This window comes from Blautia sp. NSJ-175, from assembly GCF_022867815.1.
Classification (GTDB): domain Bacteria; phylum Bacillota; class Clostridia; order Lachnospirales; family Lachnospiraceae; genus Blautia; species Blautia celeris.
Window position 1 is genome coordinate 368,202 of the sequence record NZ_JALIFQ010000003.1, and the last position, 23,198, is coordinate 391,399.

Below are 23,198 nucleotides of genomic sequence, written 5' to 3' on the forward strand. Positions count from 1 at the left end.
AACGGCCATGTTTCCATGGCCGGCTCTTTTCATATTTCTACTGAATGTTTTGTTCTGCGTACAGCGACGGTAAAATCGATGCCAGATTTGCCATCTCACAAGCATTGTGTTCTGCCAGGCCCAAGAGTGTATCCAGTGTTTCTCTGGGTGTATCCGGTCCCATAGCACAAAATAATCCGTCAGGTCCAAACTGATACCCCTTCCAGAACCGGCTTCTCAGCTCAATCCCACTGCCGTCTGCCATTTCTCTGACAAAATGACAGACCACACCGGGCTGAGGGGCTGACAACGGTTCTGCGTCGATAGCTTTTGATATCACATTTCCTCCATCTGCCAGCAACAGGGAGGATTCCTTCGCTAATTTCCCATCAATCCCCAGATTTTCCGGGACAAGATGATCTAAAAATATCAAATCCTCCACACCTTTTCCCACATCTTCACTGGACCATCGAAATCCGGCTTTATAATGGTCCCGCGGATTCCAGATACGGTACCGCAAAGTCTGGTCCTCTTTTGACCACCAGTTATTCCAGAACTGATACATTTGAAAAGTCACTCCGGGCATTTTGTTCAGCATGGCAACGTATCCACCGCCATTTGGAAGCGTACATACTCCATACTCACACTTCATATACCCGTCCTTCAAAATATCATTCATATTGCCATTTTCTGCAAGAAGAGCATCTTCTACTGGTATTTCCTGTCTGCTTCGCAGATATTCCAGTGCCTCTTTTGCTGGTGTGGCAGGCTGCCTGTTCAAATATTTAGCATAAGGCTGACGCTTCTCTTCCTCCGTCAATTCCGGCTTTTGAATGGCTCTGCTTTTCATGGTGATTCCCCCATTTTTTCTATTATATTACATACTGTTCCATATACCGTTTACTGAGCTTCAGGCTGTTCAGAATAGCTTCTTCTGTACCCTCAAACGCCTTATCCTCTACTTCGATACAAGTATACCCATCGTATCCTATATCTGTCAATGCACTGACATATCTTCCCCAGTCTACATCCCCCAGCCCCGGTAGCTTCGGTGACATAAATTCAAGCGGATACGCCATAATCCCGGCACTGTCCAATCTGTCCTGATATATTTTGATATCCTTATAATGCACATGAAAAATTTTGTCTTTAAACTCATAAATTGGTTTTATATAATCTATCATCTGCCATACAAAATGAGATGGATCATAATTAAGTCCAAGATATTCACTTGGCAGGATTTCAAATACCTTTTTCCAGACTGCAGGAGTGGTCATCAGATTCTGCCCACCCGGCCACTGATCCGGTCCAAATAGCATGGGACAGTTTTCAATAGCAATCCTTACAGAATACTTTTCAGCCGTTTCTATGATTTCCGGCCAGATTTCCTTCACTAATTCCAGATTCTGCTCCACGTTTTTCGTCTGGTCTCTTCCTATAAATGTCGTAACCATTCCCACACCAAGTTTTGCACTTGCCTGTATCAATGCCTTTAAATGAGAGACTGCCAGGCATCTCTTTTCAGGATCAGCATCCATAGTATTGGGATAATAAGCCAAAGAAGAAATTTCTACCTTCCTCTTCCCAGCATATTCCAGAATATGCTGTGCGTAAGTATCATCCTCTATAACACGCTCTGCGTCAATATGTGACACGCCTGCATATCTTCTCTCTGCTTTTCCCTTTGGCCAGCAGGCAACCTCCACACACCCGAATCCTAATTCTGATGCTGTATCCATCATTTCTTCATAACTGCTCTGCTCTAAAATGGCAGATACAAAACCTAATTTCATGATGACACCCCCTGTTTATAATCGGATTTCCTTACCAAGTTCATCGGACTGATAAATCGCTTCCAAAATCTGTGTGACAACAAAGGCCTGTTCAGGCTTTACCAAAGGCTCTGTGTCATTCAGAACCGCATTCAGCCAATGTTCTGCTTCTATTACTCCCGGATCCCCTGCTCCGCCTTCAAAATAAGCCACATTTCCTTTTGCGGATATTTTTTCTTCCATAAGCTGACCATTCTTCCCTCGGTTATAGATCAGTTCATCTACCGGATATCCCATACCTGAACGGATTTCCGCCCCTGCCTTAGTTCCGCAAAGTGTTGTAGACGCCTCTCTGGAATCCAGCATATTGATCGCCCAGGCTGCTTCCAGATTGATCACAGAGCCATCCTTCATTTTGATAAAGCCCATGGCAGAATCTTCAACCTCATACGTGTCAGGGTCCCATGCCCCAAATTCATTTCCTTCAGTAGCTTGCTGTAAATGTCCCAGTTTATAGAAAACTTTTCCTGTTACACTCTCCGGCTCATAGTTGTCCATCATCCACAGAGTGATGTCTAATGCATGGGTTCCGATATCGATCAGCGGCCCTCCGCCCTGCAGCGCTTTATTCGGAAAAACACCCCAGGTGGGCACTGCTCTTCTTCTTACGGCATGTGCTTTTCCATAATAAATTTCACCAAGCTCTCCGCTTTCGCAGGATTTTTTCAAATTTTGGACCTCTGGTCTGAAGCGGTTCTGATAACCTATCGTAAACTTTTTACCGGATTTTTTCCATGCATCCAGCATCTTCTTTGCATCCTCTGTGTTGTGGGCCATGGGTTTTTCACACAATACATGCTTCCCCGCTTCAAAAGCCGCAACCGTGGCCGGACAATGGACCACATTTGGAGTCAGCACATGTACCACATCGATTTCCTTGTCCTTCAGCATTTCATTGTAATCTGTGTATACCTTTGCATTTTCTGTTCCGTATTCTTTGGCAGCTTTCTCTGCACGTTCTTTAATAATATCGCAAAAAGCTGTCATTTCACACTTATCGCTCTGGCTCTTCAATGCCGGCATATGCTTGTTATTGGCAATTCCGCCGCAGCCGATCAATCCAATCTGTAATTTTCCGTTCTTCATACTTATCTCCCCTTTACGAATTTAAAATCTTAGTATTCAATGCTACAAAGTGTTTCAACTGCTCTTCTGAATCAATAGTTTCATCAAAATGATGCCCCTCATACTCGCTTGCAATATAACCTTTATATCCCAGATCCCGAATTGTTGTAACAATCTCTTCAAACGGAATACATTCATCGTGTTCATCGTTATCCAGATAATAAAATTTTCCATGGATATAGAACGCACAATCAATGATATCCTTGAGCTGCTCTATTCGTGCCGGTGCACTGAATTTTGCAAACATTTCTTCGGCTGTATGTTTTTCAATTTCATTAAAATCCCCGTTTAAGATCCGGTCAAGATCTCCACCTTTTTTATGTAGTTCCGTGATTTCCTGTATCTTATCTTTTCTGCATCCAAAAGAAATCGCCTGATCAATATACAGCTGATGAGGGTATTTCTGGAAAATGCTAAAATCAGGTACAAATCCAAGCACGCCCCTTCCCTCATTCTTCATAATAGAAAAATACTCTTTCCATACAGGTACTTCCGGATGATGTGGGTGATGCATCTCAATGGTTAGTTTCATGCCCAGTTTCTTGCAGAACGGAATCATTTTTCGGAAAATATCCGGTGAAATCGCGTGCTGCGTTCTGACCATTGGAAATCCGGCTTTTTTCGCATATATTAAATCATTTTTAGTAAACTGGATGATTTCCTCTTCTGTCAGATCTCTGTCTGTCCTTATTCCCATATCAATATACGCACTCCAGCAAACAGGTTCAAGCTCATATTTTTCAAGCAGACTTTTGAACTCTGCCAGCCAATTATCCGATGGATACGGATATTCCGGGACCATCTGTGCTGCTACAATTTCAATCCCCTCATATCCCATATCCTTAGCCTTTTTCAGAACCCCTTCCAAATCCAGTTTTTCATGGATATATTCTGTTGAAAAACTATATAAAGAGATTCCCAATTTAATATCCTGCTTCATATATGTTCCCTCCTATTCCGCAATCTTTTTCTCCGTAACATCACTTTCCAACACCAGATATTGGCCGAAATAACCGGTATACGGAACTCTGTGTTTCATATATACATTCAGTTCATGAACTCCCGCTTCAAGGCCTCCATCTCTGAATACCTTTACCGTACCCTTGTCCCGCACAAACCAGTATTCTTTAAAACACTCTGAAAGTTCATCCATGAGAAATAATTTATTATTGACTTGCAGTTGAATGTCCTCTTTGGGAATCTCAATCCCATCTATTTTAAAGGTAAGTGCTTCGATACAGCTTAAAAAAGCTCCGCGATAGGACGGATATTTAATATCAAACTCATATCCTGTCTTTAAGCCATCCACGAACGTATTCCTGATATTCCCTTTGCAGATTAATATTTTATTATATGCCTGAAAATCCATAACATCTGCTCCCCTTTCTATTTTTCAAATTCCACTGCCTTTCCTGTTGCAGAAGATTTCCGCACTGCATCCATCAGGCACAATACCCGTCTTACTTCCGAAAGCCCGATTGCATCCTCTTCCAGCCCTTTTCTCGCATTAATGTAATTCACAAAGAAATCCCTATGCTCTGTATGTACTTCCGGTAATTCCTCCTCATACAGTAATCCCGGTTCCGGCTCGCCAAAGCTTCTGGTGGGGCCAGCGGAAGTCATGGTCAGTTTTCCGGGAACGCTCTCCAAAAGATGCTTTGTTCTTACAATTTTACCTTCTGTATTTCCCTGTGCCCGAAATGTTCCATCAATCACTGCACTTCCAGTGCTTCCTCCTATAAACCATGCTCTCTTAGGAGTCAGATAATAAGTACCGAGTTCGATTTCGGCAGTTATATGGTTTGCAAACTCAAAAATAATTTTAAAATAATCATCTACATTTTTATTGATGACATTTTTCAAATCAGCATATACTGTTAAAATTTTGCTGTCTACCATCTGCGCGATCTGGTCAATCAAATGAACACCCCAGTCATACAGCATTCCGCCTCCCATCTCAGGGTAAATGTGCCAGTCATGCATATTTCCATTAAATCCATATAACTGGGATTTTATAATATAGATATCCCCAAGAAGTTTCTGATCGTAAACTTCTTTCATTGTCCTGTAATCCACATCCCAACGTCTTTGCTGATGGACAGTAAAATGTACGCCCGCTTTTTCTGCTATTTCTACCATTTCGTCAAACTCTTTCACTGTCATTGCAGCCGGCTTTTCGCAGATAATATTTTTCCCGGCTGCGGCGCATTTTGTCACCATCTCAATGTGCAGTGGATTCGGGACTGAAATAATAACGGTATTGATATCTGCTTTTTCCAGCATGGTCTCCACATTCGTATAGCGTTCAACACCTTCCGGCGCATCTTCAAGCTGAGACGTATCTGTATCACAGACTGCTTTTAAACTAATCTCATCCAAAGTCTGCATCATATTGGCATGTTCATGCCCCATAAACCCAAATCCGATAATACCAAGTTTAATCTCCATATCTGTCTCCTATTCAAAAAATACTTCTTTTCCTGTTCTTGCAGATTCGTAAATTCCCTCTACGATCTGTGTCACCACCATGGCTTCCCTTGGCTTGATGAATGGCTCCGTATCCTCACGGATCGCTTTAATGAATTCCTGTGATTCACGGAACATTGGAGCCACTGGCTGTATTGCAAATGGGGCACCGGGAATACTCATATCCGGTTCCATCACGTATGGCTTTCCATGAGAAACTCCATTGATCCTGACTCCGCCTTCATTAAACATATCTACACCCGCCTCTGTTCCGCAAAGTGTTGTCTTCATATCTCCGCTCAGCATATTGATCATCCAAGCCGCCTCTACAAGAATGGTGGCTCCATTCTTCATTGTGACCAGAGCAAAACCGGAATCCTCAACCTTAAATTCCTGTTCTGTCCAGCCGCCCCAGATATTTCCTTCCGGCTTATCTATCATCTTTCTATAGGTATGTGCTTTCACACTTAACGGCTCATAATTATCCATTGCCCAGAGTGTCAGATCAAGAGAATGAGGCGCTCCATCAATCAGGACTCCTCCCCCGTTTTTGCCGGATAAATACTCTCCCCATTTTGGAACTGCTCTGTAACGGGTCGCATGGGCTTTGGCAAAATAGATTTCTCCAAGCTCGCCTTTATCACACATCTCTTTGATATACAGGGCTTCCGGGCGGTATCTCCACTGATAACCGATAGTCAGTTTCTTATCAGCTTTTTCTGCAGCTGCGATCATTTCTTCACATTCCTTTTTTGTGGTTGCCATGGGTTTTTCACATAAAACATGATTACCGTTTTCAAGGGCTGCCACTGTCATTTCACAATGCAGCGGATTGGGGGTTGCTATATGAACAATGTCTGTTTCCACTTCCGCCAGCATTTTTCTGTAGTCTGAATAGATTGCCACATCCGTCAGTTCGTACATTTTAGCAAGCCTATTTGCTTTCTCCACCGAAATATCGCACAGAGCAACAATTTCCACGTCTTTGTTTGCTTTTAATCCTGGTATATGTTTGTCCTCCGCGATCCATCCGCATCCAATCACTGCAACCTTATAAATTTCTTTATTATCTTTCATTGTTTTCTCCTTCTTCTAAATTAATATAGTTTCTCTTGCCTCTATTAACCCGGGTACCGGATCATTTTCTGTCATATATTCCAGTCCAATATATCTGTCATATCCAAGCTTATCAATCGCCTCAAATACATGCCGGTAGGCAATCTCACCTTTTGTGATTTCATTTCGGCCCGGATTTCCTGCTGCGTGAAAATGTCCGATTTTATTAATATTTTCGGTAATGTTCTGGATCAGGTTTCCCTCTGTAATCTGTTGATGATAAATATCAAACAGGATCTTCACATTGTCACTTCCAATCTTATCAATGACATCAAAGGAATCCTCTGAGGTAGACAGATGGTAACCCGGATGATTTACCAACAGATTGAGTGGCTCTATTACCAAATTCATGTTTTCTTTTTCCACAATTTCTGCCGCCTTACGCATGGTGTCTAAAAAAGTTTTCCTGTGTTCTTTTCTGGTGATTTCTTTTTGAAAGCTTTCAAATTCCCATCCTGCCTGAGCGATCAGGGTCCTGCAGTTAAGTTTTTTTGCTGTTTCAATACTTTCTTTTAATCCGTTCAGATAATCATTTTGTTTCTCTTTGTCACCCGGGTTGACAAATTTTGTACAGAAAGTTGCAATCTCCAGTCCCAGTTCTTTCCGGACTTTCGCAATTTCATCTACATCCTTATCCCACCATGTCCAAAATTCAATCGCCTCATAGCCAGCTTCTTTCACCTTTTTCATAGATTCCTTAAAACTGCCTTTGTTCATAAATACTGCATCAATACATACTGAATATTTCATCTGCACACTCCTTTCTTTTACCAAAATATTATCATGTATTCCCTGTTTTTCGCGCCTCCAGATGAAATAGTTATTCTTATATCAAAAATAAGTTTCTGTATGAGAAACTTATTGCAGGCTTTGAATCCTATCTTTATTTTACCCTACCATATCTCCCTACAATACGTCTGCAAAATGTGGTTTCAGACGTTTTAATATTTCAATACCAAAAACAAATATCATGATTGTTACAACCCAGAAATAGATTCCCTGCTTCCAATGAACAGTAAGCCATGTTTCGCAACAAACACATGAGTAAGTAAATTATAAACAAAGTCCTTTTTCCGGTATGACAAAAGAAAAATGGGGGTTTTGTTATGGAAAAACTGTTAACCGGATGGAAGATATTGAAGATGTACACCAGCACAAGTAAGGTACGCCATAAACCGAAAGATATTCTGGTGACTGCTCTGTTTGTAATACTTGCTAATGCGGACTACTGGGCAGAATTGGAACTGCTTACAAAAGAATATCCGGATTATCTCCGTAAATATATCGAACTCAAAAATGGAATTCCATCACACGATACTCTGAATCGTGTAATGGAAATGCTGTCTGTGAAGGTTCTCCAACAATTGTATGGGAAATGGCAGAAGCTCTTAAACAGAAATGAAGGAGGTGCCTTGAAAAAGGTCATCTGTATTCACGGAAGAAAGATGTGTTCCAACAAAAAAAGAAGGGAAACCTCCGCATATTGGTTCCGTATGGAGCCGGGAGGGTCAGCTCATTACGCTAGATGCAATAGGGTAGATAAGTACCAGTTTTACTCATTGCCTATTCAATCTACTGTGGTGTGACACGAACGTACCGTAGGCAGTTCAACCTGCATAAAACGATCCCTGCGAATGAGGAGCTGGTTATCAGTCTAATTAACGGACGTGAAGTCCAAGAAAGGAAGACGACATACCGATTGCTCCATCATTATAACAGCTTAAGCAACAAGATGGATAATTCCTTACTGGCTGTAAGGGATATTAACCATAAATATATTGTAGTAGAAAAAAATTTCGACACAACAAAAAACCATTATCGACAAAGTTCCTATACATATCTGATTCTTATCAGGAAAAGGCATTTTTCATAGACACGGAAATTTTTAAGCTCTCTTCCCCCTCCTGTCCAGCTCCATCCGGACATCACCATACTCCTCATCCAGCCCATACCTCCTCAGCACCAACGCCACCACTCCGCAAACCACCAAAGGTATCACCATAAATCCCAGCACCGCCAACTGTTTCCGGCCATCGGGCCGTATAGATGCCTCCACTAATCCGGAAAAATTCTGCTGATTCATGATAAACCCTGCCAAACTCTGTCTCAGAGCACCGGCCAAACCGCCCCCTATCGATACAACAGCGGCGATAAATGCTACCGGAAATACGGCGCGCGCTCTTCCGGTCATGTAGTCCACATGATCGAACACATCCGGTTCCATGGCCCACAGCATTGCCCACATAAATCCGTTTCCGATTTCTCCCAATACAAACGCCGGATAATAGACGGGCTGTATTTTCATACTCACAAGCATCAGCAAGCAGGCCGCTGCATAGATTCCTGTTCCCAAAAGGGCACACTGTTTTTTGGTAAGTTTCCTGTTCAGAAGCAGTACGGCAAAAAACGCAGCCAGGGGGATTCCATAACGAATCCCATTCATAACTGCAGCGTTTCCGGTTTCTCTTAAAATCCAGAAAGAATATTCCCCTGTAAGAGTGGCGAACACAGAGGTTCCGAACATCAGAAGGCCCCCATAAACCACCAGGATCAGAAAATACCGGTTTGTTAAAAAGGCTTTAAAATCCCCTGCACAGTTTTTCAGGCTCATGCTCTGGCTCTCCGGAATCCGGGGAATATTTATCTCTTTCAGAAGAAAACTTCCTGTTAATATGGCGATAATTATGAGAACTGTAAATACTGTCACATACCGTTTTCCTCCATCTGCCCCCATGATTCCCGGCGCGGCGAGCCGGCCCGCAGGAAACACAGCACAAATCGCCGCCAAGCTGCCTGCAATGCCCTTGACAGATGCCAGATTCCACCGCTCTGCCGTATCCGCGGTCATCCCTGCTATCAGTGCATCCGCCGGGTAAAGAAGCAGCTTTACACTGGAACTCCAGACAAATAACACAATCCCCGCATATACTAATCTCGCTCCCATGGCGTTTCCCGGAACATGCATACTCATCAGTACGCTTACCGCCAGCAGAAGAATCCCGCTGTATATCCAGAGTTTGCTGCGGCCTGATCTTTTACGGGTTCTGTCCATCACGAAACTTAAAATAAATACCGTCAGTGACGAAACGATCAGAGCAGCCATCATGATCATCCATACCCCGGAACCGGAAACCTCCATCCCCTCCAGCATATAGGACATCATACCCGATGCCGTGAGAAACGGCAGTAACCTTCTTCCAAATTCCACCGCTCCCAGGCCGCACCTCTGCTTCCGGTTAAAAGCCTTTACGCTTGCTGCAGTATTATCCATACCTTCTCCTCCCCTCTCCGAATCTCATCTTATACACTAATATACCCTAATACAATCCCGCTCACATATCATGTTTAATACCTGTCAATATTTATTTTAATTATACAATTTTCAGTCAAATCCTTCAATCCTAAACTCCGGTCCGCACCAGGCAACCGCGTATCCTCGCTTTATCATCACAGATCAATAGGGTATAATATTACTGCATAACACTATGACCTTTCCGTGTATACAGTACCCCCAAAAATTACAGCAAGTAAAATCAAGCATGCCCCCTCCATTTTCTTTATAATGCATATAGGGTGGTTGAAACGAGGTAAACTGAAAAATGTATGAATGGCAGAAACAGATTCAGATCATTGTGGATGAGATCGATCAAAGTATCAAAAATTATAATGACGAATCCCTGACACTGCACGCTCTATCCGGCAGGCTGGGTTATTCTGAATTTTATACAACAAGGAAATTCAAAGAAATATCAGGTATGCAGTTCCGGGATTATCTCCGGCACAGAAAATTGGCATTCGCGTTAAAAGAAGTCCGGGACAGCGAAAAAACGCTTATTGATATTGCTTTTGCTTACGGTTTTTCATCCCATGAAGCTTTTACCAGAGCATTTAAGACAGAATACGGCGTCACTCCAAGTGAATACAGGAAAAAACCGAAACCTGTGGTTCTCCGGACAAAAATAAACCCTTTCGACCGCTACTTTCTAGGATTAGGAGAAATTGGAATGATAAAATCTACAGATGATATCAAAATTTATTTTATAACCATTCCCGCGCATAAATACTTACACATTAAAAACTATGAGAGCAATGGGTATTGGGACTTCTGGCAGAAACAGGCTCTGATCCCCGGACAGGACCGGGAAACGATCTGCGGCCTGCTGGACAGTATCAAGGGCAAGCTGGATGATGACGGCGGCAGTGAATCAGACAGCGGCAGCGGCCAGATCACAGCTTATATCAATGATCCGGACGGCAGACTCTGTGATTGGGGTTTTCCGCGCACAGAGTGTTATGGCGCACGTCTTCCTGCTGACTACAGCGGTGAAGTTCCGCCGCAGATGCTTATGATCGACGTTCCCGAAGCAGAATATATTGTTTTTGAACATGGACCCTTCGATTATGAACAGGAAAACCGCAGCGTGGAAGAAAAGATTGAAAAGGCAATGTCCTCCTTTGATTTTACGGACACCGGTTACTGCTATGATACATCCCCGGGAAGAATCATATATCTTTATTATAATCCCGAACGTTTCTTTAAGTATGTCAGACCGGTGAGAAGATAAATATTAAGTTTAAGACGGCGGTTTTGCCATATCATTCAAAACCGCCGTTTTCACTGCGATCATGAATCTCCGAAAATCCTCCCCCTGTAAAAAATATAAAACTCTCTGTTGACATTATCCACACCTTATGCAACAATAGTTATGTAACATATGTTACCTTACAAACTTTACATAGAGAGGTTCGTACATGCCGCCCAAAGCCAAAATATCGAAAGAAATGATTTTGAATACGGTTCTGGATATCACAAGAGAATCCGGATTTGAAACGGTCAATGCCAGAAGCATTGCAAATAAACTGCAGTGTTCCACCCGGCCAATTTTTACCTGTTATGAAAACATGGAGGAATTAAAAAAAGAATTTCTTACATTCGCATATGAATATTACAAACAGTACGTGATACATTATCAAACTTCCGCCCATACCCCCTTCTGCTTATTACTTCCTCTTTCATATCTGGAATTTGCCGACAGGGAGCCGCATCTGTTTAAACTGCTGTTTGTAAATGATATGGATCTGATGATGACCGATGCAGAGGACTTTTACAGGGAAAGTGACAATGAAAGAAATGCAGAACGTTTCTCCGCGTCCATGGGATTGGAACCGGAAAACGGGAAAGTCATATTTCTGGATCTATTTCTCTATACCCACGGCATCGCCGTTCTGACCGTGACGAAAAAAACAGCTCTAAACAGAGAAACCGCTGAAAAAATGCTCAGAAATGTATTGTCTGCTTTTATAAAACAGGAAAAGCCGGATTGGGAATTTCCTGACGAAAGGGGTGCCGTATGAAAACAAATCCATACCTGACTGACTTTTACAAGCATTACGACGAGGACAGCCGGCTGATATCAAAACACGGCTCTGTTGAGTTTCTCACCACAATGCATTATATCGAAAAATATATAAAACCCTGCCACCGGGTACTGGAGATTGGTGCCGGAACCGGCCGGTACTCCCATGCATTGGCGCGTCAGGGATACACGGTAGATGCCGTGGAACTGGTTGCGCACAATATAGAGGTTTTCCGCAAAAACACCCGGGAGGAGGAACGCATATCCATCACCCATGGAAACGCCATGGATTTATCCGCCTTCCCCAACGATACCTATGACATTACGCTGCTTCTCGGCCCTCTGTACCACCTGTACAGCAGGGAGGATAAACTGCAGACACTGCGCGAAGCCATCCGTGTGACGAAAAAAGGAGGCGTGATCTTTGCCGCTTATGTGATATCTGACGGCTGTCTCCTGGATGAAGGATTCCACCGGGGCAATATCAATGTTGCGGAATATATAGAAGGGGGCCAGCTTGACCCCCATACATTTGCCGCCATATCCAAACCGAAAGATTTGTTTGAACTTGTAAGAAAGGAAAACATTGATGACCTGATGTGTGAACTTCCCGTAACCCGGCTGCATTACGTGGCAGCAGACGGTTTCGCCCTGTGTATGCGCGAAGCAGTGGACGCAATGGATGACCGTGCATTTGCGCTTTATCTGAAATACCACTTTGCCACCTGTGAACGGGAGGATCTGGCAGGTATCACAAGTCATGCGCTTGATATATTCCAAAAATAGACATCTATTCTGTCAAATCAGGTCCTTCTTCTCCGCCCCGCATACGGAAAGAAATGCAAACAGCAGGGAAATCAGTGTCAGAATTACCGGAAACACAGCATTGTCCGCCAGCGTAAAGTCGCCTACATTTGCCTGCGTCAGAAAGATCAGCAGAAATGAAGTGACGATCACTGCCTTGGAGGATTTCATAGCCAGGCCTGTGAACAGGGCGATAAAACTCATGCTGACAATAACGGCTGATTTCAGAAGCAGTTGGATATAAAACCCCAGACTCCCCATATGATAATCCAGTATAAACGATGACGCCATGAACCTGGAACCTATTAAAATAGTGCCGTAAAGCAGTAATTTTGTAAGCACCAGCGCTGTAAAATTAAAGATCCACACAGCCGCCATCTGCGAAGCAATAATCTTCTGGCGCTTAATGGGATAAGAAAACATAAGGTTCATGGTCTTATTCTTATAAGCACTGACAATAAAAGTGGACAGCATCACACTGGTAAATACAAGGAATACCATACTGGTAAACAGCTCCACCGACGCGGAGATCACTTCATTTCCGGGTGCCGCATCCGGCACCCCCGTGTCGGGATCATTGGCAATACCGAGAAAAGCCAGGGCAAACATAAAAATCCCCAACAGCACTGCTGCTGCCACAGCACCCCACAAATATTTCTTAATGTTATTTTTTCTATATTCCAGTTTTATTAATTTCCACATATCCATATTCCTCACTCCCCATCTGCCGTCAGCTTCAAAAAATAATCCTCCAGAGTCTCCATCTGTTTTCCAATAGAGATCACTTCCACTCCATTGTCATGCATGACCCTGGTGATCTCCTGTGTGGTGACACGGCTGTCATAAATACGGATTCTGTGTCCGTCCATGATCTTGAAGTTATCCAGTTCCAGTTTATCGGCCAGCACATAGGATGCCCGTTTGTTATCATTGACCTCCAGATAGATATAAGAAGTATTCATCTCCGCAACCTCTTTCATTGGCACTTCCTTCACCAGCTTACCATGGTCAATGACGCCAATAGTGTCTGCAATGCTTTCAATTTCTGATAGAATATGGGTGGATATCATAACCGTGATATGGTATTCTGCGCAGAGCATTTTAAGCAGATCGCGGATCTGTTTCATTCCTGCCGGGTCCAGGCCGTTGGTCGGCTCATCCAGAACCAGAAGTTCCGGTTTCGTGAGGATAGTCCTGGCGATTCCCAGACGCTGCTTCATGCCCAGAGAATAGCTTTTGACCGGCTTGCTCCCTGCTTCTGTTAAATGCAGCAGTTCAAGGGCATTTTCAATGCTCCCCGGATTGTGGTATCCCATGTATTCACAGTGCAGTACCAGGTTGTCATACCCGCTCATGGTTTCATAAAAAGTTGGAAATTCTATGATACTTCCCATCCGTTTCAGCACTCCATAGGATGTGGGTGTAAGTTTTTCCCCGAAGATTTCGATTTCTCCCTCTGTAGGCTTCCACAGATTAGTGATCATTTTCATAACCGTTGTCTTGCCTGCCCCATTCGGTCCCAGAAATCCGTAAATCTCTCCCTTTTTTATATGGATGTTCACATCCCGGACCAGTTCCTTCTTTCCTATAGATTTTGTCACGTGGTTCGTCTGAAGAATATATGTCATTTCTCTTCTCTCCTTCCCTTGATACTTCTTATTATAGAGAGCCCGATTTGCAAAACTCTTGCATAATTCTTACGAATTTCTTTCGCGGGATGCTAAAATGTCATTTTCCTCAGTTTTACGGTAAAGGTTGTGCTGACATCCGGTTCACTCACAAGTGTAATGTCCCCTCCCATCTTCACAGCCAGATTCCTGGCAATGGTCAGGCCCAGGCCGTTCCCCTGGATTTCCCGGTTTCTGGAGTCCTCCATGGTGAAAAGCCGCTCAAACACGGTACCGGCAAAGGCTTTCTCGATTCCCTTTCCTCTGTCCGTCACATGGATCAAGGCAAATACCCCTTCGGTACGAACAGCTATGCCCAGATACTTTCCGTCAGAACCATACCGCACGGCATTGGAAATCAGATTAAAAAGTATACGCTGAAGCGCCTCCTCATTGCCCTCAACAAACACCGGTTCCTCCGGGATCTCGATCTCCACCTGAAATTCCTTCTGGGTGAGCAGCTCATAAAAATCCAACACATTTTCCCTGCAGCACTCACTCAGATTCACACGTCCCATCTCTACTTGTGTGTCCCCGGATTCCAGCTTGGCAAGTGTGAAAAACTGGTTGATCAGCTCCATAACTTTCCGGGCCTTCTGTTCCACCTTCGCAACCATCTTGTCCTTCCCCTCCGCTTCCAGGCGCATGATTTCCAGATACCCCAGGATAACGGTCATAGGTGTCCTGATGTCATGGGAAATGTTGGAGAGCATATTTTTCGCAGAGATCTCGGACCGCCTGAAATCTGCCTGGATTCTCTGCCTGTCATCCAGAAGACGGTTGATCTGTGAGGACAGATGAATGAGAGCTTTATCATCCGTAAAGACCATAACCTTTTCGTCACTTTTTTCGTCCAGTATCTGCTCCAATGTATCTCCCATATCCCCGATTTTCTTCTGTATTCCCTTCCGAAATACGAACCGCTGGTACAGGACCACAAAAGACAGCACTGCAATAACTGCAGCCAGAAAAAATATGATCGTATCCTGACTCATTTGATCTCTCCTAACTTATAACCGATTCCCCAAACGGTTACGATATATTTCGGTATACGGGGATTATCCTCAATTTTAGTCCTCAGTCTGCTCATGTGGACGTTTACTGCGTTCTCGTCCCCACAATAGGCATCATTCCAGATAAGGGAATAGATCTGGGCCTTAGTGTATACCTTTTTCGGATTCTGCAGAAGCAGCTTCAAAATGCCGAACTCTTTTGCGGTCAGTTCCACGCTCCTGCCGTTTTTCAGCACAGTGTAATCATCGGGATTCAGTACCAGCTCTCCATATGCGATGCTGCTGTTATTGTCTTCTGATCTGCCCAGGGCCGCTGCTGCATACTGGTTGGACCTGCGCAGATTGGCTTTAATGCGGGCCAGTGCCTCAGTCACGGAAAATGGCTTTGTGATATAATCATCCGCGCCAAGGCCCAGCCCAAGAGTTTTGTCAGAATCGCTGTCTTTTGCCGAGATAATAATAACCGGAACCACACTTTTTCTTCTGATTCGCTGCAATACCTCCATACCGCTGATTTTAGGTATCATCAGATCAAGCAGCACAAGATCATAAGACACAGATTCAAACATACTGCAGGCTTCTGCCCCGTCATGGGCTGTATCAGCCTCAAAATTTTCCGTTATTAAAAAATCCTTCAGCATTTCACTGATTTCCGGATCATCTTCTACGATCAACAGTTTCATATATCTTCTCCTTCTTCTGCGGATACCTGTACCGTATGAACTACCATAGAAAAAGAAACTGCTGATACATAGAATTTCCTGTATTCTATGAGTCAACAGCTTCTCCATTTTCATTTTCTGCCAGTGTTATATTCATCCGCCCATTTGTCCGGGAAACAAATGTTAAGCCTTATCAGCCTTTCCTCCTTCGCCAAGACGGCCGGAGAAATCTGCGCTTACCTTGTTGACAAGTATTCGGTTCTTTTATTTATTATAGCATGGCAGCAGATATTTGAACACCGTTTTCGGCCCCCCTTCTTTATAATTTTAAGATTCGTTTGCTGCCTGAATACGTTGTCATGAAATAAACCGCATATATAACAATCGAAAGTCCTGCTGCAAAAAAGATATTCTGAAATGCTTCTCCTTTTGTCAGATATGGAATATTTCTATATGCTCCTGCCATAGTAAATGCCGCGTTGAGGGCCGCCAGGCTAAAGGGCAGACCAAAGTACACTTTCATCTGGGTCATAAGGGATTTTCTCATCAGCTTCTCTCCTGCGCCCATTTTAGACAGAAGAGCATAACGCTTTTCATTTTCCGCTGACTGGGTAAGCTGCTGCAGCGCCAGCACGGCTCCGGCGGTCACCAGAAATATAATACCCAGATAAATTCCCACATAGGAAGAGGTCAACTGGTCTGACATGATCTCCACATTGATGTCTTTCTGACTTATATAGATAAAGTTCTTCGCCTTATTCAGATCCGCGGTTGCCTCCTCATATGCGATATTCGCATTTCCCTTAAACATGCCATTATTTACTTTCAAATACGGTGTACCTGTTTCAGCCGTCTTCTGCGGCACCACCAGAGTCCCTATATCGCCGAAGATATTACTGTTGTACAGTGTTGTTTCATATATGCCGCCTTCCTTCAGGGTAAGCTCTTTGCCTCCTATCTTAAGCGGCTCCTTCTGCTTCCCGGCATATTCTGACAGGAGGTCTTTCGCATCCGGTTCATTGTAGGTAAATGCATATTCATTTTCTCCTAAAGTGATCGGCTCCAGCTTAAGCAGTTCTCTTACCTTATTGTAATCATCAGCACCTAGCAACAAAACAGGAGGATCCTCAAAATTTCTTCTTACTTTTGTATTCTCTGTACAGATGGCAAACAGGCTGCTTTCTGTCAGGTTTTCCTGTTCATACATGGTCAGATCCGCAGAACTTTCCAGATACTGCGGAAGTGCTGCCCCCTGCTGCTCCAGCTTCTCCAAAACAGACATCCCGTTCATCTCATCATCCGTGGAATCCCCAAAGTAATAGTACTCAACACTGATGTCATAAGGCGCTGTCTTATCCTTTTTGATGATGGCACTCTGCCCCAGCCCCATGCCTATCCCCATAACGGAAACAGACAAATACATAAGGATACTGACAACTGCAATGGATATCCCGGCTGTTTTTATACGGCTTCCAAGCTGGTTCACGTCAAAGATATGCAGCTTTCTGTAGTAAAACCCCTTTCTCTTCTTCATGATATCTGCGGCAATGCCGGCTGCTGATATAAAAAACAGGACTGTGCCGGCTGCCGCCAGGGCAGCACCTGCTGTCAGGGCTTCCAGAAATTTTGTTTCTGACAGGCAGAATATGAGCAGAAAGGCCGAGACAAAAAGCAGAATGGAGAGGATTCCCAAAAGCACATCTCTTTTCTTTGACTCCGGCACTTCCTCATTCTTTCTGTCCGCATAGAGCAGATCGATCAGCTCCATCTTCTTTAATTCCCGAACATTGAAAAAATGGACAAACGCAAAGGTCAGGCCAAAGAAAATGACAGCAGCCATAGCCGCACCGAAAGAAAATATAAAACTGTAACTGCCTAGCCCCGCCCCTGAGATTCTGGCAGTAATCATGGACAGCACCTGAGATGTGCCGATTCCCAGCAGAAGTCCGGATAGAAGAGCCGCACTGCCAATCTTCATGGTCTCTTTCATCAATAGCCTGCCCACATCTCTTCTGTCCATTCCCAAAGTAAAGTAGACACCAAACTCCTTTTTCCTTCGCTTCATCAAAAAACGGTTGGCATAGGAAACCAGAAATCCAATGATCATACAGGACACAACGGAAACCGCTGCGATCGCCCCCTGGGATGCTGCCAGATAATTGAAAGTGTCCGGGATTCCCAGAATCTCAAACTGATCTTTGATGGAGTTGAAGGTGTAAAAAAGACATACGGCAAAGGTAAGGGTAAAAAAATAGATAAAGTAATCCTTTGCACTTTTCTTCACATTTTTAGCTGCCAGCTCTTTAAATACTTTTTTTGATATTCTTTTCTTAGAACGCATGACCCTTGTCACCTCCCAGCAGGGAAACTACCTGCATAATCTTGTCAAAAAACGCTCTCCTGGAATCAGCCCCCCGGACCAGCTCATTGAATATCCTGCCGTCCTTCATAAAGAGAATGCGTTTGCAGTGGCTTGCTGTAAAAGCATCATGGGTGACCATCAGGATCGTGGCATGTCTTTCTTCATTTAAAAGTCCCAGGCTGTCCAGAAACATGCCTGCGGATCTTGAATCCAGTGCGCCTGTGGGTTCATCTGCCAGGATCAGGGAGGGGTTGGTAACAATGGCTCTGGCACAGGCAACTCTCTGCTGCTGCCCTCCCGACATCTCATAGGGATACTTCTCCAGAATCTCTCCGATCCCCAGTTCCTGGGCAATTTTGTTGATCTTACCGTCTATTTTCTTCGGATGTTCACCCAAGATTGCCAGGGCAAGCGCAATATTGTCACGGCCTGTCAGTGTGTCCAGCAGATTAAAGCTCTGGAAAATAAATCCCAGCTCCTCTCTGCGGAATCTGGCAAGGGCGGTTTCCTTCATATCCGTGACGTCCTTTCCATTTACATAAATATGGCCTGCTGTTGCATGGTCAACGGTTGATATACAGTTTAATAGAGTGGTTTTGCCGCTGCCGGAGGCACCCATGATTCCCAGGTATTCTCCTTCCTGTACCTCAAAGCTGATATGATTCACTGCCTTTGTAAGACTGCCTTTATTTTTATAAAATTTTTCAAGATTATCTACTTTTAAAATTGTTTTCATTTCTTCCTGTCTCCTTTCCTGTTCCCTTCTTTATGCACACAGTGTACCATTATTTTTCTGCCGGTAAAACGTGTTTTCATAACATTAAAATTACATTTTTGTAATATAAGAGCACAGTCAAAAAAGCTTCCCAATTCCCTTACTCAGGTATTGAGAAGCTTTTTTTTAATTGAAAGATCAGTTTTGTCCCTTCCCCCTGCTTTGACCGGATCGCCAGAGGAATGTCCATCTTGTCACAGAGTTTTTTACAGAGATACAGCCCCATTCCGGTGGATTTCTGGACCACCCTTCCATTTTCTCCGGTGAATCCTTTTTGAAATACACGGGACAGATCACATGCCGGGATGCCGATTCCGTTGTCTTCCACGGTAAATTCCACCATATCCCCCGCTGTCTCTTCGGCTCTGAAAAAAATGCAGGATTTTTTGCTGCTGTCACTGTATTTTACCGCGTTTGTGACGATCTGGCCCAGAATGAAGACCATCCATTTTGTATCGGTGAGGATTTCGTGATCCAGATTCTCCAGTCTGGGAAGTATCCCTGCTGCCACCATCATTTTCGTGTTCTTTCGGATCACTTCCATCACCATATGTTTCAGACTGGCAGGCTGAATGATGTAATCAGACTCCAGACTGCCGCTTTTTGTATAGTATAGCATCTGCTCCACATAGGACTCTATTTTTTCCACCTCTTCCTCCAGGCTGGACGTCAGAGGCCCTCTGTGGTTGTCTATGATCAGGTGTTCCACCGCGATCGGCGTTTTTATTTCATGTGCCCAGGTCTGCACATAGTTTTTGTATTCCATCATCTCAAGCTGCTGGTCCGCGATCACATCGTTTAAGTATTTGCCGTTCCTCTTAATGATCCTGTATAAAAGTCTGCCGTCATAAAAATCAGGCTCCTCTATGATCTCAGACAGATAGGATTTCTCCTCCAGTTCCTGCCAGGTACTTTCCAGATGGTCATAATACTGCTTCTTGCGGAAACAGTCATAACAGGCTGTACAGAAAAGGCCAAGAAAATACAGAACCGCCACAACAGTGATCACCAATTTATCCGTACCCATGATCCAGAGAAACTGGGCCGCTAAAAAGCAGGTTAGAAATCCTGCGCTGATGGCAAACCATTTATCCCTGACATACTCTGAGAATTTCATACCATGTACCCCTGTCCCCGTTTTGTGACCAGGTAATGATCCAGGCCCAAATCAGCCAGTTTCTTTCTGAGGCGGTTGATATTCACATTGAGGGTGCTGTCCTCCACAAATTCTTCCATTGCCCACAGACTGCAGATCAAATCTGTGCGGGAAATAATACTCCCTGCATGTTCCATCAGCATTTTCAAAATGCCCATCTCATTTTTTGTCAGATCCGCCTCTCTGCCCTGGAAAGAGATTCTGCTTTTCATAAGGTCAAGGGACAGGCCGTTGTGGGTCAGGACCATGGATGGTTTCCTTCCGTAAGCCCTATGCAGCACGGTAGCGATATGGGCCAGAAGCACATGCATATTGTAGGGTTTGGTGACAAAATCATCAGCCCCCGCGTGGAGACTCATAAGTTCATCCATATCACTGTCTGAGCTGGTGACAACGATCACAGGCACATCTGTCTGTTTTCTTACCTCCTGGCAGATATAAAATCCGTCCTGTACCGGCAGATTCAAATCCAGCAGCACCAGGTCAGGTGCTTCCCGGAGTATCTGTCCTGCCACATCTTCGAACTGCTCAGGCAGAATACAGGCATACCCCTTTTTCTCCAGGGCACTGCAAAGCTCTTCCCTTATTTTCCTGTCATCCTCCACAATCAGTATTTTTTCCATTTTGTGCCTCCCATGCATGGCCTGCCGGTCTCCGGCTGCAGAATAGGACCTATGTTCTATCGCTTCTTATAAGCCATATTCCTTTAACAGTTCTTCCTGATACGCCGAGTCCTGAACTGCCCTCAGCATATCCTCTTTCCTGTCATCCAGAAGCAGCCGGCGGTTCAGTTCGTTGATACGGTTAATACCTTCACACCGTCCTTCTTCTCGACCTTCTTCTCGACCTTCCTCCCGCAGGGTTCTGTTATGCTGTTTTCTATTATAGGTTGTCAGCAACACATTCATCACCTCCGCCCGATTCTGACTCAGGATATCTGCCAGAATATCCTGTTCGATACAAAACTGTACTGCCTGGTCAACGGCAATTTCCAAAGAGAATCCCTGATTCAGCTTATCACGCACTGCCTGAATAAAATATGCATAATCTGACAAACGTTTGCATTTATCCATAATTTCCTGATTATGTCCTTTATTGATATTCAGCACCACAGCCCTGCACTCCAGTGCGGGAGCCTCACCGGTCGTATCGTCAAAAGCATCAGACAGCAAAAGCTCTGATCTATCCGGCACATCCCGGGTTCCGTTATAAAAGATAATATACCTTGGAACAGGAAGGCTTATACGGGTGGAAGAATAGATATCCAGATCCTGCTTTTCAATATATCCCCGAAGCATATCCGCAAAGTATAACAACCCCCTCAAAGGCATATTCGGATTCCAGGTGCTCTGATGTTCATACAGGTTCAAATCACATCCGATTAAAAAAGCCACATCGTTTTTCATTCCCAGATAAATCACATCTTTCAGTGTCATAACAATCAACGCATTGGCGTCTGTATATTCCGTTCCATTCACCGCATTATACAGTGAAAGCAGCTCTTCCCTGTCATGAAAAATCATGCGGAAAAGCCGGTCCTTATATTGCCGGTAAACATGGATCCTGCGGAAAACCGTCTGTATCCCACGTACTAATTTTAATTTCATTTATCCTCCTTCATTGTAACATACACCTGTCAAATGGTACAAGAAAGATTTCAGCCCATAGGCATCACCTGCTTCTTTTCAATTATTTTTCAAGTGGAACTTTTGCAGAACTGCAAAGAACTTTCATTGGCATAGACTGCCGTCAGAATAAAAACAGTATAACACAAAGCCTCTCTTATGTCTACACATAAAAACAGCAGCAGAACCATTTTCATGACTCCGCTGCTGCCGACTCAAACGAATCCCTTTTATCACCGCATGATGATATAAGCCGTATATCCCCCATAGAGCACCAGAAGCAGTACTGCTTCTTTTCTGCTGATCTCTTCTCCCTTTTTTGCCAGGAAAAAAAGAAGGATGCTCATAACCAGCAGCACGGCTCCGTCATAGATGGACTCCATACTTATAGTCATCGGGGAGATTGCTGCTGACGCACCAAGGATCAGCAGAATATTAAATATATTGGACCCTATGACATTGCCCATAGCCAGATCATTCTCCCCCTTTGTGGAGGCAACCACAGAAGTTACAAGCTCCGGAAGGGAGGTACCGATCGCCACGATGGTCAGACCAATGAGTGTCTGGCTCATGCCGAAGGCTGCGGCAATCTCACTTGCGCTGTCAACCACCAGCTCTCCGCCTATGATGATCATGGCAATACCCAGAACCGCATATACAACACTCCTTACAGGACTGAGCTTTTTGCCGATATTCTCCTCCTCAGGCCGGATGGTGCGGGTCTTCAGTGCTGACTTGATCTGCATATACAGAAATCCCGCGAACAACAGAAGCAGAACCAGCCCCTCCAGGCGTCCGATCTGCAGAACTCCCTTTCCTCCGCCAATGGAAAACATGCAGAATAAAAGCAGCAATCCTGTGACCAGAATAGAAAAGGGCATCTCCTTTTTCAGCAGGCCGCCCTGTATTTTCATGGGGAGGACCACACCACACACGCCAATCACGGCCAGGCTGTTGAACAGGTTGGAACCAATGACATTACTGATGGCAATATCATTATTTCCTGACAGGGATGCCATGATACTGACCGATGCCTCCGGCGCGCTGGTGCCGAATGCTACAATCGTCAGACCGATGATAATGGACGGAACCCGCAGCGTCTTCGCTATGGAAGAACAGCCGTCCACAAATAAATCCGCTCCCTTTACCAGAAAGACAAAGCCGAGCAGCAGCCAAAGATACATCATATTATTTCCCTCTCTTTTTAAGTTGTAAAATTATGACACAAATTTCCATCATTTCCTATAATATGATGAATA

General features: G+C 44.2%; 23 protein-coding genes. 4 read left to right on the forward strand and 19 right to left on the reverse strand.

Annotated features, from left to right (window positions below):
* Positions 1-37: 37 nt before the first annotated feature.
* From MUB35_RS07205 to MUB35_RS07240, 8 genes are read right to left on the reverse strand one after another with little or no spacing between them, the layout of a single operon-like run.
* Entirely contained in the window at positions 38-829 is a 792-nt protein-coding gene (locus MUB35_RS07205; protein ID WP_033142349.1) for a DAPG hydrolase family protein, read from the reverse strand.
* 22 nt (positions 830-851) lie between these two features.
* Positions 852-1,772, reverse strand: coding sequence for a sugar phosphate isomerase/epimerase family protein (locus tag MUB35_RS07210; RefSeq protein ID WP_033142348.1), 921 nt, complete (start codon positions 1,770-1,772; stop codon positions 852-854).
* Between the two features lie 15 nt (positions 1,773-1,787).
* Positions 1,788-2,897 (reverse strand): Gfo/Idh/MocA family protein, encoded by a 1,110-nt coding sequence (locus MUB35_RS07215; RefSeq protein WP_033142347.1) that lies wholly within the window; start codon positions 2,895-2,897, stop codon positions 1,788-1,790.
* Between the two features lie 13 nt (positions 2,898-2,910).
* A complete protein-coding gene (locus MUB35_RS07220; RefSeq protein ID WP_033142346.1) occupies positions 2,911-3,876 on the reverse strand; it encodes a sugar phosphate isomerase/epimerase family protein in 966 nt (321 codons plus the stop codon).
* 12 nt (positions 3,877-3,888) lie between these two features.
* Positions 3,889-4,305, reverse strand: coding sequence for a C-glycoside deglycosidase beta subunit domain-containing protein (locus MUB35_RS07225; RefSeq protein ID WP_033142345.1), 417 nt, complete (start codon positions 4,303-4,305; stop codon positions 3,889-3,891).
* 17 nt (positions 4,306-4,322) lie between these two features.
* Positions 4,323-5,384 (reverse strand): Gfo/Idh/MocA family protein, encoded by a 1,062-nt coding sequence (locus tag MUB35_RS07230; RefSeq protein ID WP_033142344.1) that lies wholly within the window; start codon positions 5,382-5,384, stop codon positions 4,323-4,325.
* A gap of 9 nt (positions 5,385-5,393) precedes the next feature.
* Positions 5,394-6,479, reverse strand: coding sequence for a Gfo/Idh/MocA family protein (locus tag MUB35_RS07235; RefSeq protein WP_033142343.1), 1,086 nt, complete (start codon positions 6,477-6,479; stop codon positions 5,394-5,396).
* A gap of 15 nt (positions 6,480-6,494) precedes the next feature.
* On the reverse strand, positions 6,495-7,268 hold the full coding sequence (locus tag MUB35_RS07240) for a hydroxypyruvate isomerase family protein (RefSeq protein ID WP_033142342.1): 774 nt from the start codon (positions 7,266-7,268) through the stop codon (positions 6,495-6,497).
* 356 nt (positions 7,269-7,624) lie between these two features.
* Between MUB35_RS07240 and MUB35_RS07245 the strand changes: the two genes are divergently transcribed.
* Entirely contained in the window at positions 7,625-8,104 is a 480-nt protein-coding gene (locus MUB35_RS07245) for a transposase family protein (protein ID WP_052099584.1), read from the forward strand.
* Between the two features lie 299 nt (positions 8,105-8,403).
* On the opposite strand, the gene MUB35_RS07250 is transcribed toward MUB35_RS07245, so the two are convergent.
* Positions 8,404-9,789: an MFS transporter gene (locus MUB35_RS07250; RefSeq protein WP_033142341.1), complete on the reverse strand. Its 1,386-nt coding sequence runs from the start codon at positions 9,787-9,789 to the stop codon at positions 8,404-8,406.
* A gap of 328 nt (positions 9,790-10,117) precedes the next feature.
* On the opposite strand from MUB35_RS07250, the gene MUB35_RS07255 reads away from it, so the two are divergent.
* The 3 genes from MUB35_RS07255 to MUB35_RS07265 all read left to right on the forward strand — a co-directional run bounded on the left by MUB35_RS07255 (position 10,118) and on the right by MUB35_RS07265 (position 12,661).
* Positions 10,118-11,083: a helix-turn-helix transcriptional regulator gene (locus tag MUB35_RS07255; RefSeq protein WP_033142340.1), complete on the forward strand. Its 966-nt coding sequence runs from the start codon at positions 10,118-10,120 to the stop codon at positions 11,081-11,083.
* 187 nt (positions 11,084-11,270) lie between these two features.
* On the forward strand, positions 11,271-11,873 hold the full coding sequence (locus tag MUB35_RS07260) for a TetR/AcrR family transcriptional regulator (RefSeq protein ID WP_033142339.1): 603 nt from the start codon (positions 11,271-11,273) through the stop codon (positions 11,871-11,873).
* Positions 11,870-12,661, forward strand: a complete 792-nt coding sequence (locus MUB35_RS07265; RefSeq protein WP_244805955.1) for a class I SAM-dependent methyltransferase — start codon at positions 11,870-11,872, stop codon at positions 12,659-12,661. Before MUB35_RS07260 ends, MUB35_RS07265 begins: the two co-directional genes overlap by 4 nt.
* A gap of 12 nt (positions 12,662-12,673) precedes the next feature.
* Here the strand turns inward: MUB35_RS07265 and MUB35_RS07270 are convergent, their stop codons facing one another.
* From MUB35_RS07270 to MUB35_RS07315, 10 genes are all read right to left on the reverse strand, one after another.
* Positions 12,674-13,381: a hypothetical protein gene (locus MUB35_RS07270; RefSeq protein WP_033142393.1), complete on the reverse strand. Its 708-nt coding sequence runs from the start codon at positions 13,379-13,381 to the stop codon at positions 12,674-12,676.
* Positions 13,382-13,392: 11 nt separating this feature from the next.
* Positions 13,393-14,307 carry an ATP-binding cassette domain-containing protein gene (locus MUB35_RS07275; RefSeq protein WP_103732829.1) on the reverse strand — a complete coding sequence of 305 codons (915 nt, stop codon included), beginning with the start codon at positions 14,305-14,307 and terminating at the stop codon, positions 13,393-13,395.
* A 92-nt stretch (positions 14,308-14,399) separates the two neighbouring features.
* Positions 14,400-15,341 carry a sensor histidine kinase gene (locus MUB35_RS07280; RefSeq protein WP_244805956.1) on the reverse strand — a complete coding sequence of 314 codons (942 nt, stop codon included), beginning with the start codon at positions 15,339-15,341 and terminating at the stop codon, positions 14,400-14,402.
* Positions 15,338-16,042 carry a response regulator transcription factor gene (locus MUB35_RS07285; protein ID WP_304657673.1) on the reverse strand — a complete coding sequence of 235 codons (705 nt, stop codon included), beginning with the start codon at positions 16,040-16,042 and terminating at the stop codon, positions 15,338-15,340. The genes MUB35_RS07280 and MUB35_RS07285 overlap by 4 nt, the downstream gene beginning before the upstream one ends.
* A 298-nt stretch (positions 16,043-16,340) precedes the next feature.
* Complete coding sequence (locus MUB35_RS07290) at positions 16,341-18,362, reverse strand: FtsX-like permease family protein (RefSeq protein ID WP_244805957.1); 2,022 nt, start codon at positions 18,360-18,362, stop codon at positions 16,341-16,343.
* Positions 18,352-19,119, reverse strand: coding sequence for an ABC transporter ATP-binding protein (locus MUB35_RS07295; RefSeq protein ID WP_244805958.1), 768 nt, complete (start codon positions 19,117-19,119; stop codon positions 18,352-18,354). The genes MUB35_RS07290 and MUB35_RS07295 overlap by 11 nt, the downstream gene beginning before the upstream one ends.
* A 139-nt stretch (positions 19,120-19,258) precedes the next feature.
* Positions 19,259-20,275: a sensor histidine kinase gene (locus MUB35_RS07300; RefSeq protein ID WP_227210809.1), complete on the reverse strand. Its 1,017-nt coding sequence runs from the start codon at positions 20,273-20,275 to the stop codon at positions 19,259-19,261.
* On the reverse strand, positions 20,272-20,937 hold the full coding sequence (locus MUB35_RS07305) for a response regulator transcription factor (RefSeq protein WP_103731694.1): 666 nt from the start codon (positions 20,935-20,937) through the stop codon (positions 20,272-20,274). Before MUB35_RS07305 ends, MUB35_RS07300 begins: the two co-directional genes overlap by 4 nt.
* Positions 20,938-21,003: 66 nt before the next feature.
* Positions 21,004-21,921, reverse strand: a complete 918-nt coding sequence (locus tag MUB35_RS07310) for a hypothetical protein (RefSeq protein ID WP_244805959.1) — start codon at positions 21,919-21,921, stop codon at positions 21,004-21,006.
* A 251-nt stretch (positions 21,922-22,172) separates the two neighbouring features.
* Positions 22,173-23,126: a calcium/sodium antiporter gene (locus tag MUB35_RS07315; protein WP_033142330.1), complete on the reverse strand. Its 954-nt coding sequence runs from the start codon at positions 23,124-23,126 to the stop codon at positions 22,173-22,175.
* Between the last annotated feature and the right edge of the window lie 72 nt (positions 23,127-23,198).

Coding starts and splice junctions, on each gene's coding strand:
- MUB35_RS07315 (WP_033142330.1), bottom strand. CDS start 23,126: ATGATGTATCTTTGGCTGCTGCTCGGCTTTGTCTTTCTGGTAAAGGGA.
- MUB35_RS07205 (WP_033142349.1), bottom strand. CDS start 829: ATGAAAAGCAGAGCCATTCAAAAGCCGGAATTGACGGAGGAAGAGAAG.
- MUB35_RS07240 (WP_033142342.1), bottom strand. CDS start 7,268: ATGAAATATTCAGTATGTATTGATGCAGTATTTATGAACAAAGGCAGT.
- MUB35_RS07285 (WP_304657673.1), bottom strand. CDS start 16,042: ATGAAACTGTTGATCGTAGAAGATGATCCGGAAATCAGTGAAATGCTG.
- MUB35_RS07275 (WP_103732829.1), bottom strand. CDS start 14,307: ATGACATATATTCTTCAGACGAACCACGTGACAAAATCTATAGGAAAG.
- MUB35_RS07265 (WP_244805955.1), top strand. CDS start 11,870: ATGAAAACAAATCCATACCTGACTGACTTTTACAAGCATTACGACGAG.
- MUB35_RS07260 (WP_033142339.1), top strand. CDS start 11,271: ATGCCGCCCAAAGCCAAAATATCGAAAGAAATGATTTTGAATACGGTT.
- MUB35_RS07245 (WP_052099584.1), top strand. CDS start 7,625: ATGGAAAAACTGTTAACCGGATGGAAGATATTGAAGATGTACACCAGC.
- MUB35_RS07235 (WP_033142343.1), bottom strand. CDS start 6,479: ATGAAAGATAATAAAGAAATTTATAAGGTTGCAGTGATTGGATGCGGA.
- MUB35_RS07250 (WP_033142341.1), bottom strand. CDS start 9,789: ATGGATAATACTGCAGCAAGCGTAAAGGCTTTTAACCGGAAGCAGAGG.
- MUB35_RS07290 (WP_244805957.1), bottom strand. CDS start 18,362: ATGCGTTCTAAGAAAAGAATATCAAAAAAAGTATTTAAAGAGCTGGCA.
- MUB35_RS07305 (WP_103731694.1), bottom strand. CDS start 20,937: ATGGAAAAAATACTGATTGTGGAGGATGACAGGAAAATAAGGGAAGAG.
- MUB35_RS07215 (WP_033142347.1), bottom strand. CDS start 2,897: ATGAAGAACGGAAAATTACAGATTGGATTGATCGGCTGCGGCGGAATT.
- MUB35_RS07300 (WP_227210809.1), bottom strand. CDS start 20,275: ATGAAATTCTCAGAGTATGTCAGGGATAAATGGTTTGCCATCAGCGCA.
- MUB35_RS07220 (WP_033142346.1), bottom strand. CDS start 3,876: ATGAAGCAGGATATTAAATTGGGAATCTCTTTATATAGTTTTTCAACA.
- MUB35_RS07210 (WP_033142348.1), bottom strand. CDS start 1,772: ATGAAATTAGGTTTTGTATCTGCCATTTTAGAGCAGAGCAGTTATGAA.
- MUB35_RS07310 (WP_244805959.1), bottom strand. CDS start 21,921: ATGAAATTAAAATTAGTACGTGGGATACAGACGGTTTTCCGCAGGATC.
- MUB35_RS07295 (WP_244805958.1), bottom strand. CDS start 19,119: ATGAAAACAATTTTAAAAGTAGATAATCTTGAAAAATTTTATAAAAAT.
- MUB35_RS07255 (WP_033142340.1), top strand. CDS start 10,118: ATGTATGAATGGCAGAAACAGATTCAGATCATTGTGGATGAGATCGAT.
- MUB35_RS07280 (WP_244805956.1), bottom strand. CDS start 15,341: ATGAGTCAGGATACGATCATATTTTTTCTGGCTGCAGTTATTGCAGTG.
- MUB35_RS07225 (WP_033142345.1), bottom strand. CDS start 4,305: ATGGATTTTCAGGCATATAATAAAATATTAATCTGCAAAGGGAATATC.
- MUB35_RS07270 (WP_033142393.1), bottom strand. CDS start 13,381: ATGTGGAAATTAATAAAACTGGAATATAGAAAAAATAACATTAAGAAA.
- MUB35_RS07230 (WP_033142344.1), bottom strand. CDS start 5,384: ATGGAGATTAAACTTGGTATTATCGGATTTGGGTTTATGGGGCATGAA.